The organism is Quyinboa sediminis (genome assembly GCF_042219855.1).
Classification (GTDB): domain Bacteria; phylum Bacteroidota; class Bacteroidia; order Bacteroidales; family UBA5342; genus JBHJHP01.
This window is the reverse complement of sequence record NZ_JBHJHP010000001.1, coordinates 869,360-883,391: the sequence shown is the minus strand read 5'-3', so window position 1 is coordinate 883,391 and position 14,032 is coordinate 869,360. Positions and strand designations below refer to the sequence as shown.

13 protein-coding genes are annotated in these 14,032 nt (G+C 35.9%); 11 read left to right on the top strand and 2 right to left on the bottom strand.

Going from position 1 to position 14,032, the window contains the following annotated elements:
* Position 1: 1 nt before the first annotated feature.
* Positions 2-526, bottom strand: a complete 525-nt coding sequence (locus tag ACE1EF_RS03680) for a ribosome maturation factor RimM (protein WP_375719265.1) — start codon at positions 524-526, stop codon at positions 2-4.
* A gap of 80 nt (positions 527-606) precedes the next feature.
* Here ACE1EF_RS03680 and nadB point away from each other — a divergent pair, with 80 nt between their 5' ends.
* Positions 607-2,178 (top strand): L-aspartate oxidase, encoded by a 1,572-nt coding sequence (gene nadB / locus ACE1EF_RS03675; RefSeq protein WP_375719264.1) that lies wholly within the window; start codon positions 607-609, stop codon positions 2,176-2,178.
* Here the strand turns inward: nadB and ACE1EF_RS03670 are convergent.
* Positions 2,175-2,390, bottom strand: coding sequence for a hypothetical protein (locus ACE1EF_RS03670; RefSeq protein WP_375719263.1), 216 nt, complete (start codon positions 2,388-2,390; stop codon positions 2,175-2,177). The two genes, nadB and ACE1EF_RS03670, sit on opposite strands and share 4 nt — an antisense overlap.
* A gap of 121 nt (positions 2,391-2,511) precedes the next feature.
* Between ACE1EF_RS03670 and porE the strand changes: the two genes are divergently transcribed.
* The 10 genes from porE to ACE1EF_RS03620 all read left to right on the top strand — a co-directional run bounded on the left by porE (position 2,512) and on the right by ACE1EF_RS03620 (position 14,032).
* Positions 2,512-4,497 carry a PorE family type IX secretion system protein gene (gene porE / locus ACE1EF_RS03665; RefSeq protein ID WP_375719262.1) on the top strand — a complete coding sequence of 662 codons (1,986 nt, stop codon included), beginning with the start codon at positions 2,512-2,514 and terminating at the stop codon, positions 4,495-4,497.
* 6 nt (positions 4,498-4,503) lie between these two features.
* The gene (locus tag ACE1EF_RS03660; protein ID WP_375719261.1) at positions 4,504-5,298 is read left to right on the top strand and encodes a thymidylate synthase; all 795 of its coding nucleotides are present in this window, start codon (positions 4,504-4,506) and stop codon (positions 5,296-5,298) included.
* 11 nt (positions 5,299-5,309) lie between these two features.
* Positions 5,310-5,807 carry a dihydrofolate reductase gene (locus ACE1EF_RS03655; protein WP_375719260.1) on the top strand — a complete coding sequence of 166 codons (498 nt, stop codon included), beginning with the start codon at positions 5,310-5,312 and terminating at the stop codon, positions 5,805-5,807.
* A 273-nt stretch (positions 5,808-6,080) separates the two neighbouring features.
* A complete protein-coding gene (proS, locus tag ACE1EF_RS03650; protein WP_375719259.1) occupies positions 6,081-7,556 on the top strand; it encodes a proline--tRNA ligase in 1,476 nt (491 codons plus the stop codon).
* A gap of 54 nt (positions 7,557-7,610) precedes the next feature.
* Positions 7,611-8,714, top strand: coding sequence for a carbohydrate binding domain-containing protein (locus tag ACE1EF_RS03645; protein WP_375719258.1), 1,104 nt, complete (start codon positions 7,611-7,613; stop codon positions 8,712-8,714).
* Positions 8,715-8,900: 186 nt separating this feature from the next.
* Positions 8,901-9,914 carry an SDR family oxidoreductase gene (locus ACE1EF_RS03640; protein WP_375719257.1) on the top strand — a complete coding sequence of 338 codons (1,014 nt, stop codon included), beginning with the start codon at positions 8,901-8,903 and terminating at the stop codon, positions 9,912-9,914.
* Between the two features lie 60 nt (positions 9,915-9,974).
* Complete coding sequence (locus tag ACE1EF_RS03635) at positions 9,975-11,165, top strand: hypothetical protein (RefSeq protein WP_375719256.1); 1,191 nt, start codon at positions 9,975-9,977, stop codon at positions 11,163-11,165.
* 244 nt (positions 11,166-11,409) lie between these two features.
* Positions 11,410-11,742: a hypothetical protein gene (locus ACE1EF_RS03630; protein WP_375719255.1), complete on the top strand. Its 333-nt coding sequence runs from the start codon at positions 11,410-11,412 to the stop codon at positions 11,740-11,742.
* 135 nt (positions 11,743-11,877) lie between these two features.
* Positions 11,878-13,137: an O-antigen polymerase gene (locus tag ACE1EF_RS03625; protein ID WP_375719254.1), complete on the top strand. Its 1,260-nt coding sequence runs from the start codon at positions 11,878-11,880 to the stop codon at positions 13,135-13,137.
* Positions 13,130-14,032 (top strand): glycosyltransferase family 2 protein, encoded by a 903-nt coding sequence (locus ACE1EF_RS03620; RefSeq protein WP_375719253.1) that lies wholly within the window; start codon positions 13,130-13,132, stop codon positions 14,030-14,032. The genes ACE1EF_RS03625 and ACE1EF_RS03620 overlap by 8 nt, the downstream gene beginning before the upstream one ends.

Genomic DNA, 14,032 nt, shown 5'->3' with positions numbered 1-14,032 from the left:
ATTAATCGTTTATATCTAATAATCCATCAGGAACCTCCGTTATCACGGTTCTGCTTTCCGGTTCAATGGATAGAATTATAGAATTATTATAAGGTATATATATGATTTTCTTATTGTGTTCTGACAATAACAATGGATTCGGTGTGTCAAGCTGCACTTCAGTAACTGTTCCAAGGTTTCCAAATCGTTTATCCATAACTGAGAATCCTTCCAGTTCATTTTCCTGTTGAACGTCTGTATGCCATGATACCTGATCATGGGCAGCATATAGTTCACAATTTACAAATTCACGGGTATCCTCCGGTTTATGTATGTGATCGAATTTTATAATTCCGCTTTTAATGTCTGTGAGAACCAGTTCCTCTATAAAAAAAGGAACAAGGTAACCTTCAAAGAGTACCAGCAAGTATTCCACTGTATCTTCATCATCAAAAAATGCATCGTAAAGGGTCAGGTTAAAGGCACCCTTTGTGCCATGTGCTTTACCCAGCTTTCCTATCTTTATGCAATCCTCAGCGCGAATCATATAACGAATTTTGTGTAAAGTTAGAGTTTTATACCTGAATACGTTTATTGTTTTATAACTTTGACCAAATTTTTCAAAAAATGAAGCACACATACGACTTTCTGGTCATTGGTTCAGGTATTGGAGGATTAAGTTTTGCCCTGAAGGCGGCAGATTACGGTACGGTTTGTATTATTTCGAAAACGAACTTATATGAGACTAACACCAGTTATGCTCAGGGCGGTATCGCATCTGTAATGTACGATCCTGACAACTTTGAAAAACATATTGTGGATACAATGATTGCAGGCGATGGCATTAATAATCCCGGTGTGGTTAAAAAAGTTGTGGAAAATGCACCGACAGAAATAAAGCAGCTCCTGGATTGGGGTGTTGATTTTGATAAAACGGAAGACGGGAGGTTCGATTTGCACCGGGAAGGCGGACACAGTGAACACAGAATTCTTCATGTAAAGGATAAAACCGGGAAGGAAATTCAATACAGCCTGGTTAAAAGGGTAAAGGAGCACCATAACATCTCCCTACTTGAAAACCATTTTGCGGTTGATTTAATTACACAGCATCACCTAGGTAAAACGGTTCATCGCTGGAATAAGGATATTGAATGCTATGGGGCGTATGTGCTGAACATAAAAAAACGTACCATGCACACGTTTTTGTCAAGAGTAACCCTGGTGGCGACCGGAGGAATTGGAAATATTTACCAGACCACAACAAATCCGGGTATTGCCACCGGCGATGGTATTGCGATGGTCTATCGGGCCAAAGGTATTATCAGTGGTATGGAATTCGTTCAGTTTCATCCCACAGCCCTGTATAATCCAAAGGAACGTCCCAGTTTTCTGATCACTGAAGCAATGCGCGGATACGGTGCAGAACTCCGCAATCATGCCGGAAAGAAATTCATGTATAAATACGATGAACGTGGCTCTCTTGCTCCCAGGGATATTGTGGCCCGTGCAATTGATAATGAGCTGAAAATCAGTGGACATGATTTTGTTTATCTGGATGTAACACATAAAGATGCTGAAGAGACCAAAAAGCACTTTCCAAATATTACGCGAAAATGTCTGGAGGTCGGAATTGACATAACCAGGGATATGATACCGGTTGTTCCTGCAGCCCATTATCTTTGTGGGGGTATTTCAGTGGATCAGGATGGCAAATCCTCAATCAACCGTTTATACGCCGTAGGCGAGTGTTCATCAACCGGGCTGCACGGTGCTAACAGACTGGCATCCAATTCCCTTCTTGAAGCCGCTGTTTATGCTGATTCAGCTTCATTACATGCTTTAAAGCACTTTAAAAAATACGATTATAATACTAATGTTCCGGACTGGAACGATGAGGGGACAAGATTGCCGGAAGAGATGGTCCTGATCACACAGAGCCGGAGGGAACTGGAAATGGTGATGAGCAATTATGTCGGCATTGTCCGTTCAAATTTACGACTGAAAAGAGCACTCGACCGTCTGGAAACATTATACAGGGAGACCGAAGACCTCTTTGACCGGTCCATCGTTTTCAAGGAAATTTGTGAACTGAGAAACTCAATAAATGTCGGTTACCTGGTAATTAAAATGGCTCAGGAACGAAAGGAAAGCAGAGGTTTACACTATACCATCGATTTTCCGGAGAAGAATGAAGGTTAGTCCACTTCTTCATAATTTACATATTCACCAACATCATTATCCAGTTTTTTCTTTTTGGAGTGATTGTCGGTAACGGTTACTTCTCCTTCGTGTTCTGATCCATGATTTTCTGCCTGATCCTGTGCTGTTTTATAAGCTTTCCGGATCCGGAATGAAAAGATCAGTACCTTGTAAAAAAAGTAAACCAGTAATGCTATTAAAAGTGCTTTCATCAAAGTTACGCGGGACTTGTTAAAACATAGTTGACAAAAAAATAAATCGATCTAAAAAGCGTTTGCTAAAAAGATGGTTTTTTTACAAATATAAAAGCAATAGTAATTGCTAAACATTAAGATGCAAAGAAAGCTTATAACATTAACATATTTTACAATAATTCTGACTCTTTTAGGGGGGTGCAGCGCTAAAAAAGTTATTTCGAGGGCGAATAAAACATACGAAATAGGAGAATATAATAAGGCAGCTTCCTATTACCGTAAAGCAGTTAAAAAAGTTAAGAATAATCAACAGCGTGCAAAAATATTCTACAGGCAGGCAGAATGTTACCGTATTCTGAATTTTAACCAGTTTGCAGCCAATTCATATCGTTTGGCCATTACCTTTAAATATCCTGATTCACTGGTGTTTCTGCGCTACGGTCAGACACTGGCAGGTCTGGGCCAGAAAAACCAGGCAAAGGATGCGGTAAATACCTATCTGAAGTATGATTCGACGAATGCTGTAGCAAAGAATCTTTTATTGTCTCTGGATAGCGCAGATGTATGGAATAAAGAAAACTCAAGATATATTGTTAAACGTGAACGGGCCTTTGATTCGCGCCGAAGTGATTTTTGTCCGGTATATGTTGGTCCTGATTACGATGTTGTTTATTTCAACTCAACACGTGAAGGGGGAATATCAATGAAAAACAGTGATATTACGGGAATGCGTCCGGCTGATTTTTACATGACCCGGAAAGACAGTAAGGATGAATGGATCAAACCGGAACTGGTTGAGGGAAGTCTGAATACGGAGGAGGATGAAGGTGTCGCTTCTGTATCACCGGATGGAAAGACCTTATATTTTACGGTTTGTCGCAATGAGGACGGCAAAGCTTATGGCGCATCAATTTACAGTGCTACAAGGACAGGAGCACAGTGGGGAACTCCGACGATTGTCACGATTTTTCAGGATTCAACAGCTGATACGCTTGTTTTGGCTCATCCTGCCATAAATAATGATGGAAGTGCCATATATTTTGTATCCGACCTTGAGGGTGGTTACGGTGGAAAAGATATCTGGATCACTAAAAAAATAGGACAAAACTGGAGTACGCCCGAAAACCTGGGACCGGACATCAATACACCGGGTAATGAAGAATTTCCATACTTCAGGGTTAATGATGAGCTGTATTTTTCATCGAATGGCTGGCCCGGATTGGGTGGACTTGATATTTATAAGGCTGTGGAAACGGACAGCGGATGGATCAGGTCAAGGCTTCCCGCTCCGATTAACAGTAAGGCCGATGATTTTGGGATCACCTTTGAAGGTGAACGTGAAAAGGGGTTGTTTACCTCGAACCGGAATGAGTATCGGGGAAATGATCATATTTACTCGTTTGAACTTCCCGAGTTACAGTTTATCCTTGAGGGACAGGTAACAGATGAACGGGATGGTACTCCTTTATCTGAAAGCCGGATTAAACTGGTTGGAAACGACGGAACCAACACGATTATCAGAACTAAAAAGGATGGTACTTATTCACATGAACTGAATAAAGGCGCAGAGTTTGTATTTCTTGTCACCTGTCGTGGCTATCTCAATGAAAAAGGTGAGGCGTCAACAATCGGGCTTGAACAGAATAAAAGTTTTGATTATGATTTTCAGCTTTCATCCATTAAAAAACCGATTCGTCTGAATAATATATTCTTTGCCTTCAACAGTGCCGAATTAAACCAGCAGTCGAAACTATCGCTTGATACTTTGGTGGAGGTCCTGAATGATAATCCGAATATTGCGATTGAACTGAGTGCACACACCGATATGATTGGCGATGAAGAATTTAACATGAAGTTGTCGCAGGAAAGGGCTTCTTCTGTTATGAACTATCTCATTTCGAAAGGTGTTGTGGCAGACCGTCTGGAAGCAAAGGGATATGGCAAGTCGCAACCGGTGGTGGCGGACAAGAAACTGGCTTCAGAGTATGACTTTATAAAGGAAGAGGATGTGTTAACGCCTGAATTTATCATGAAACTGACACCGGAGCAACAGGATATCTGTAACCAGATTAACAGGAGAACAGAATTTAAAGTGATTTCAACCAATTATAAACCCGGGAAATAGTAAAAGATGAAGCAATATCTTGACTTACTGGACAGAATTTTAAATGAAGGGGTAGAAAAAGGGGACAGGACAGGAACCGGAACGATAAGTGTTTTCGGACATCAGATGAGGTTTAATCTTCAGGATGGTTTTCCTGCTTTGACCACAAAAAAGCTGCACCTCCGATCCATCATATATGAGCTTTTATGGTTCCTGAATGGTGACACCAACGTGAAATATCTGCAGGATAATGGTGTTAAAATCTGGAATGAATGGGCAGATTCCGATGGAAACCTGGGACATATCTACGGATATCAGTGGCGCTCATGGCCTGATTATGAGGGTGGTAATGTTGATCAAATTGCGAATGCAATAAATACAATTAAAAACAACCCTGATTCGCGCAGGATTATTGTAAGTGCCTGGAACGTGGGGGATCTGCCCAATATGAACCTTCCGCCGTGTCATGCTTTTTTCCAGTTTTATGTCGCAGACGGAAAGCTGAGTTGCCAGCTTTACCAACGCAGTGCAGATACATTTTTGGGTGTCCCGTTCAATATAGCGTCCTATGCATTGTTGACCATGATGATGGCTCAGGTTACAGGTTTGGAGCCCGGAGACTTTGTCCATACACTTGGAGATACGCATTTATACCTGAATCATATTGAGCAGGCAAAGCTGCAACTTACGCGTGAGCCGAGGCCATTACCAAAAATGAAGATAAATCCGGATGTGAAATCCATTTTTGACTTTAAGTTCGAAGATTTTGAACTGGTGGATTATGATCCGCATCCGCATATTAAAGCCCCAATTTCAGTATAACGTAAATGCACATGTACAATAACCTGTCAATTATAGTAGCCATCACCAGGGATTTTGCAATCGGAAAAAACAATGATCTGTTGGTTCATATACCCGGTGACCTGAAACGGTTTAAGGAAATAACCACAGGGCATCCGGTAATTATGGGAAGGAACACATTGATCAGTCTGCCAAACGGCCCATTGAAAGACAGAAGGAATATTGTGATTACAGACAATCCTGAAGAAGCATTTGAAGGTTGTGAGATGGTTTATTCTATTGATGAGGCCGTGGAAAAAGTAAGAGAAGAGGATGAGGCTTTTATTATTGGAGGTGGCATGATTTATAAACAGTTTTACCCGATAGCAGGCAAACTGTATCTGACCATTGTGGATAAAACATATGATGCTGATGTCTATTTTCCTGAAATAGAATGGAAAGATTGGGAAGAAACAGAGCGAAAGGATTTTAAACCGGGAGAAGTGGCAGAATTTGGTTTTTCATATGTGACATTGGAAAGAAAAGCTTAAGAATAGGTATCTTTGGATCCTGTTTTTATAAATAATAGTTTATGCTGTCTTCGGATAGCATAACTTGTATTAGGGAGTTTCAAAATTACTGCAAAATGTGGGTGAGGTGGCGAAGCTGTGTTTTTTAAGACATAAGATATAAGATACAAGAATTAAGATATAATTTGAACATCAAGGAAGTTAAGGTGGACTCTTATGTTTAAGGTAATCTCGCTAATTTTTTATTTCTTTGTGCCTCTAAAATTAAAGGTTTTATTCTAACAAAAAATTATAATGGCAAAGGTATTGACTCCACGTGCGGAAAATGCTGCACAATGGTATATCGATTTGGTTAAAGAGGCTGATTTAGCTGAAAATTCTGCGGTTCGCGGCTGTATGGTTATTAAACCTTACGGTTATGCCATCTGGGAAAAAATGCAGGCTCAGCTGGATAAAATGTTTAAGGAAACCGGACATGAAAATGCCTATTTCCCCTTATTTATTCCCAAATCTTTTCTTAGCAAGGAAGCGGACCATGTGGAGGGTTTTGCCAAAGAATGTGCTGTTGTCACGCATTACAGGCTTAAAAATGCCGATGATGGCAGTGGAGTAGTGGTTGACCCTGAAGCCAAACTGGAAGAAGAGTTAATCGTTAGACCAACTTCCGAAACCATCATCTGGAATACCTATAAGAATTGGATCCAATCATACCGCGATCTTCCAATTCTGGTGAACCAGTGGGCCAATGTTGTACGCTGGGAAATGCGCACACGTTTGTTTCTTAGAACGGCTGAATTCCTCTGGCAGGAAGGGCATACGGCTCATGCAACCGCAGATGAGGCGGTAAAGGAAACAAAACTGATACTGGATATTTATGCCAAATTTGCTGAAGAGTTTATGGCTGTTCCGGTTCATAAAGGATTGAAATCAGAAAACGAAAAGTTTGCCGGAGCCGTTGATACTTATTGTATTGAAGGTTTGATGCAGGATGGTAAAGCACTGCAGATGGGGACATCTCACTTTTTGGGACAAAATTTTGCTAAAGCTTTTGATGTTTTATTTACCAATAAGGAAGGTAAACAGGATTTTGTCTGGGCCACCTCATGGGGTGTCTCAACCCGACTGATGGGTGCTCTTATTATGGCGCATTCTGACGATAACGGACTGGTGCTTCCTCCTAAATTAGCGCCATACCAGGTAGTGATTGTACCAATCTACAAAAAAGAAGAACAGCTGGGACAGATTTCTGAAAAAGTGGATGAAATTGTGAAAGCGTTACGTGCGAAAGGTATTTCAGTCCGTTATGATGACAGTGACAATAAAAAGCCGGGATGGAAATTTGCTGAGTACGAACTGAAAGGCGTGCCTGTGCGTCTGGCCATGGGACCACGAGACTTGGAAAACGGCACCGTGGAAGTTGCTCGTCGTGATACCCTGACAAAAGAAGTGGTGAATATTGACGGAATTGAAAACTATATTGCGCAACTACTGGAAGAAATACAGACCAATATTTACCAGAAAGCTTCTGATTATCGCGATACCGCTACAACAGAGGTCAACAGTTGGGAAGAGTTCAAAGAAGTACTGGAAACCAAGGGAGGTTTTATCTCAGCACACTGGGATGGAACAACCGAAACGGAAGAAAAGATCCAGGAAGAAACCAAAGCAACCCTGCGCTGCATTCCGCTGGAAATGAATGATGAGGAAGGTGTGTGTGTTTACTCAGGAAAGCCATCCAAAGGCAGGGTTTTGTTTGCAAAGGCGTATTAAAGATTCGTATATAAAATGTACTAAACCATAATAATTAAGGCTAAAATAACTATCATGAAAAAAATGAAATTAAGTTTGTTAATTGCAGGAATTTTTTTTCTTGTCTTTGAAAGTTGTGATACCAATACAGATACTGATCTGTTCAAGGTATCGGGTATTGTCTATCAAGGAGATATTCCTGCTGAGAATGTTAAGGTTTCTTTAGATAGTGCAATTAACCGTACTGTTTATACTGATGAAGAGGGGAAATTTGAAATTGGTAACGTTTCAAGAGGTATTCATATGCTTCAAACGTATAAAAGCAGCACGACACATAAAAATACAAATTTTAGCGCCGATGAATCTGTGGGGTATTCAATAAGTTCGTATAAAGTTGACGTAAACGATGATGTAAAACTTAATTCATTGAGGTTACCCAAGCCTGTGAAAATTGATACAGTTCTTCAGCTTGATTCAAGAAGAGTACAAATAATATGGACAGCAACTGATGCAGATGATTTTAGAGAATATAAAGTATATTTAAATACCAATTCGGGAATAGACGAGACTTCTGGGCAATTAATACATGTTGCAATAGGAAAACAGGATACCACATTTATTCTTGAAAATACATCTTCAAATGAGAAATATTTTTTTAGAGTCTATGCAATGAATGAATACGGTAAATTAAGTGGAAGCAATATTGCTTCAATTGAGACTGAAAATTTAAATTTATTTGGAGATGGAGGTTTTGAAACTGATTTAGCATTAGATTATTGGGGATTAACTGAATCAAACTCTACAATTTTAGATTCTGAAATTAAACATAGTGGCACATTTTCTTTACACTTAACTACAGAAGCTAAGTTGGGCAGACAAATAATGCATCAAAGATTTTCCAACTTAGTTGTCGGCACAGAGTATACTTTTTCATTTTGGTTTAGGGTGAAAGGGCATGCCAGTGAATGTTCTGATGTAATAGTAGATTTTGGTGATGTTTTTCAATGGGCACAAAAATATCCCTTTTGTGAAGGTGTTGAGTATAAGGAGGAAGAATGGTGTTATTATGAACTAACTTTTGAAAGTTTAAAAGAAGATTTTTCATTTTTTATTTACTTTGATACCTTTTCTGATCTTTGGCTGGATGATTTAACATTAAAACGTAAGGAATATCTTTAAAACGATTTAATCTAAGATTAGAATAAGTAAAGGCTTAATTGATTAAAGTCACTGATAGTCTTTTTTGCAAATTACTCTTCAGACATAATACTTGAAACTTTATATTTATCATGAGTTTAAAAACAAAAGCCATTATTTGATAAAAATATAGTAATAGATTTTTTGTTATAAAATAATAAATATTAGATGAGGCATCTAAAAGGAAAACGAATTTTAGTTACAGGTGGAGCCGGATTTATAGGTTCTAATTTATGTGAGTATTTTCTGTGGAATGATAATGAAGTTATATGCCTTGATAATTTTTCAACAGGATACAAGGAAAATATTGAGCCCTTTTTTAAGAGCAAGAAGTTTACCCTAATTGAAGGAGACATCAGGAATACAGAGGATTGCGAGAAAGCGTGTAAAGGCGTTGAGTACGTATTTCATCATGCAGCTTTAGGATCTGTTCCCAGGTCAATAAATGATCCGGTTACATCTACAGATGTGAATATTGGTGGTTTTGTTAAAATATTAATGGCAGCTGTAAATGCTAAGGTGAAGCGTTTTATTTTCGCTGCAAGTTCATCAACTTATGGCGATCATGAAGCTTTGCCTAAAGTAGAAGAGGTAATAGGTAATCCATTATCACCATATGCAATAACAAAATATGTTGATGAATTATTTGCTGAAAATTTTTCCAAAATTTATGGTATTGAAACTATTGGGTTCAGGTATTTTAATGTATTTGGAAAAAGACAGGATCCCAGTGGGGCATATGCAGCGGTTATCCCAAAGTTTATTTTACAGATATTAAATAACGAATCCCCTTCAATTAATGGAGATGGATCATTTTCAAGGGACTTTACCTATATACGGAATGTAGTTAAAGTTAATGAGTTAGCAGCTCTTGCTTCAAGGAAGAGTATTTTACTTAAAGTTGGGAAGAAACAAAATTATTTATCTGAGGTATTCAACGTAGCTCATGGAGAACGAACTTCTCTAAATGATTTGTTTAAATATTTAGTTGAAAATCTATCTCAATACAGAGAAGATATTAAAGGAATAAAACCAATTTATAAAAGTAAAAGAGAGGGAGACATCCCTCATTCTTTAGCTTCAATTGAAAAGGCAAAAAAGGCATTGGAGTATTATCCTGAATATAATATGAAGACAGGATTGAAAGAGGTATGTGAGTGGTACTATGATAAGAATAAATAAAGAACGCCATATTTAAGGAATTAGCATTGTATAAAACATCTCATTTATAGAATATTTATAATGAACTTGGGTAAAATTTTAAAAAATGTATTATTCAATCCTTTTTTTACTTATGCCTTATTTGTTTCTTTAAGCCTGGTATTTTATTCTTTCGGTTGGAGCAATTTCCCAAATTTGTCATTTCCTGTTCTGCTACTTATTTTAGGTTCTGCTATAATTTCTTTTCTGTTAGGTTTAAAAGTAAGATACTTTAAGTCAGAGTCAGAAAATAAATTAAAACCTGAAAAATTCTGGTTTTTTTCTGTTGTTGCTGGAATAATTTTAACATTGGGTTTTATTGCCTTGTATATTAATGGCGGAGTTCCAATGTATAATATTTTATTTTCAGGGAATACTTACAACTATCAGGACTTTAAAGGTATTAATTATTTATCTACTATAACAATGTATGGCATGTCGTCGTTGATATGTTTATGGATAAATGCTGTTTATATCTTTCGTGATAAAAAATATCTGTTTTTAATTGGAATTGGATTATTACATGTAGCTTTAATGGCAAGTCGTGGTTATACTGTTTTAGTTCTATTCCCGGGTGTTCTTATCGTGTTATATTACTTAAAGCTGGATGTAAGGAAATTAATTTCACTGATCGTATTAGGGATCGTGTTTTTTTATTTATTTGGGCGATTTGGGGACAGTAGAGAAGAAGCCAAAAAAAGAGACGGAAGTTTTAATTTTTACTCTATTTATCAAAATAATAGTTATCCTGATTTTCTGCCTGATGAGTTTTTTTGGGGATACTATTATTTTACTTCTCCCATTGCTAAAATGCAATATACTGTTCAGGACAAGCAAATTAATGCTTTAAAAAATGATTATGGGGCTTTAGTACTTTTTGAAATGATGCCATATTCTTTTGGTGAAAGGTTCAATAAGTATCTGAATTACAATAAGAGAGTATCATCATATAAATTGCCGCCCTGGTTTGTAGGAACGGCATTTTATGGACCATACCTGTATGCTAAATGGTCTGGTGTATTAATCTACACGGTATTTCTGTTTTCGTTAGTTTATTTGATTTTTTTATTTACAAAACAAAAATTGGGGAAGTGGGGAATTCCGGTTATTGCAAACTTATCCTTGTATATGGCTTTATCTGTCTTCGATAATATGATTGCCTTTGCTCCTATTAATTTTCAGCTCGCAGGATGCCTGGTTTTTGGAGTTGTAGTTATTAGGTTGAAAATATGAAATATCGGTGAAACTACGATATCTTTAAATGAATATCTTTATGAAAAAAGTGGGAGCAATAATTATTGTTTTTTTATTTTCCAAGTCATTCTTAATGGTCAGGTTTATTTCCAAATTAACGTAGGAATAAATTATTCAGTTCAACGTGACAATGACTATTATGGAGAAATCCTGGATCAGGATAGTAATGTTGGATTTCATATAGCAGCTGGTTTCGATTTTAAGTATAACAATTATTTCTCAATTGAACCAGAGATTTTATTTTATAAAAGAAGCTAAATTTCAAAGTTATCCGGGTATGGACAAGGAGTCTTTGGTGGAGAAAAAAACAAAAAATTTATTTATTCCTGTTCTGTTTAAAGGAACTTTGAACACTATGAAAAAAACTGAAATATTATTTGATTTTGGGCCATACTTAGAGTTCGGTTTTGGAACTGAGAAATCTATATCAACTGTTCTTTACCCATACGAACCGGAAAGGAAACCTGTTGAAAGTAACGGGCAGATTACACACTCCAATATGGGTTTAATAATCGGTTGTGGCTTGATAAAAAATTATTATAAATTCAGAATTTAGCTTGATTTAGATGGTTTTGGCTTTACCTCCCCGGTTTTATTCCTTGGATATGTTTTTAAATAGTTTTGATGAAAAAAATACATTTGTATTTAAAAATTTGTACAGGGATGTTTTTCATTTGATAGGTTCATTTATATGATTGTAATAGTTTCATTAATATTGTGTCTTTTTTTATTACTCGTTGTACGGGCAGTTGTAAAGGACATAAAGTCACCTCCTTTTATTCTAGCTGCCATATGGGTGATTATTTATTCTTCAGTCTTTATATACTGGAACGGTATTATTGACCTAAATGATTATTTATATGGTATTTACTTTCTAGGTCTGTTTATTTTTATACTTGGATTCTCATTAATTGGAAATAGAAGAGGAATTATTCATGTCCGTGACGGAGAACGTAAGACAAATCTTAAGTTTTCAATCTTATTTTTACAACTATTTTTTGTTTTAGCTGTAGTTTTTGTATCTCTAAATATTTATCAGGTTTATAGATTTATTGAATTACATCAAATAAAATTTAACTTTTGGCAAACCCTTGGGGAAGCTCGTTCAAGGGGTGAATATGTAATTCCTTTTTATATTGCGTATTCTAGGAGTCCCGTTATTATATTAACAATTTTATTAGGAACAGTATATTTTAGTAATCCCATAAAGCAAAATAAAATCTATTTTATTTTATTTTTAGTTTTATCTGTTATATATGGAATATTGGTTACAAATAGAGGTGCTATATTCTTACTAATAATATCATTACTATTTAGTTATTTATACATCAAAAATTTTGATAACCAGAGATTGTTTAAAATATTTGTTCGAACTGCAATCGTAATACTTTCGATTTTTATTTTATCCAGTTTTGCCAAATTTGTTTATCAGGATCAAAGTGACACTGTTAATTTTATTAATTTTCATTTGCGTGCATATTTTGCAAATCCTCCAGTTGCTTTTATAGAATGGTATAAGTTAGATGAACCCTTAAAACATGGGACAAATAGCTTTAGATTTTTTTATGCAATCTTTGAATCTTTTGGGGGACCTAAGGTAGAAGATACTGTACAGGATTATATTAAGATTGCAGATACAAAAACCAATGTATATACTATATTTCAGTATTATACGGCTGATTTTGGTTTATGGTATTCGATGTTAGTTTTATTAATTTTAGGCATATTATATGGTTACTTATATAAAAAGGTAAGGTATAGTAAAGAATTTAATATATTTAATCATTGTTTATTAGCAATGTTATATTTCCCATTAGTTTACCACTATTTTTCAGATACGTATTTGTCTCAACTTTCTTCCTGGATTCAAAATATAATTTGGCTTTGGCTGTTTTCACGCAGGGAATTTTTATTTACTACTAAGCATGAAAAAGAAGTAATTCATGGTTAAAGTACTCGTATTAATGTCTACCTACAATGGCAGTAGATATTTAAAACAACAACTGGATTCTATTTTATCTCAACAAGATGTTGAAATTTATTGCTTAATAAGAGATGATGGATCTACAGATGCAACCTTGGAAATTCTTAATACCTACAAAAGGAAAAATGCACATATTGAAATCTTCACAGGGAATAATATTGGTTATAAACAGAGTTTTTTCGAGTTGATAAATAAAGCCGGTAAATTTGATTATTATGCTTTTTCTGATCAGGATGATTTATGGTTAAATAATAAATTATATGTTGCAACGGAAAAGATTAAATCAAGTGAAATCCCTACACTTTATTTTTCAAATTGTTATTTAACTGATGAAAATTTAGTTAAAACAGGTCTGTTACATCCTTCAGGAAAAGTAAAGGTCCCTGAGCAGGAAATGGCTATAACTCAGGGTTTTGTTCATGGTTGTACAATGGTTGTAAACTATGCTTCGATGAAGATAATAAAATCAAATATTCCTAAAATTACCGTTGCGCATGATTATTGGATTCCTTTATTACATGTTTATCTTGGAAAGATAGTTTACGATCCGGAACCTTGTATTTTATACAGACAGCATCAAACGAATGTATTTGGTGTAAATAAATCTATATACACAATTATTACGACTAAATTTAGGGAATTAAAAGATGAATCTAATTTTTACTCTAAGGTAATTTCTGAAATTTTAGCAGGATATAAAGATCAATTAGATAGTACATTACAAAATAAATTATTCAAAATATTAAGTTTAAATACTAAGATTTCAGGTCGTTTGAAGTTATGTATGCATCCTTTATTGAAGAGAAATACGATTAAAGGGACTTTATTTTTGAAATTTCAAATATTATCGGGAAGGTTTTAA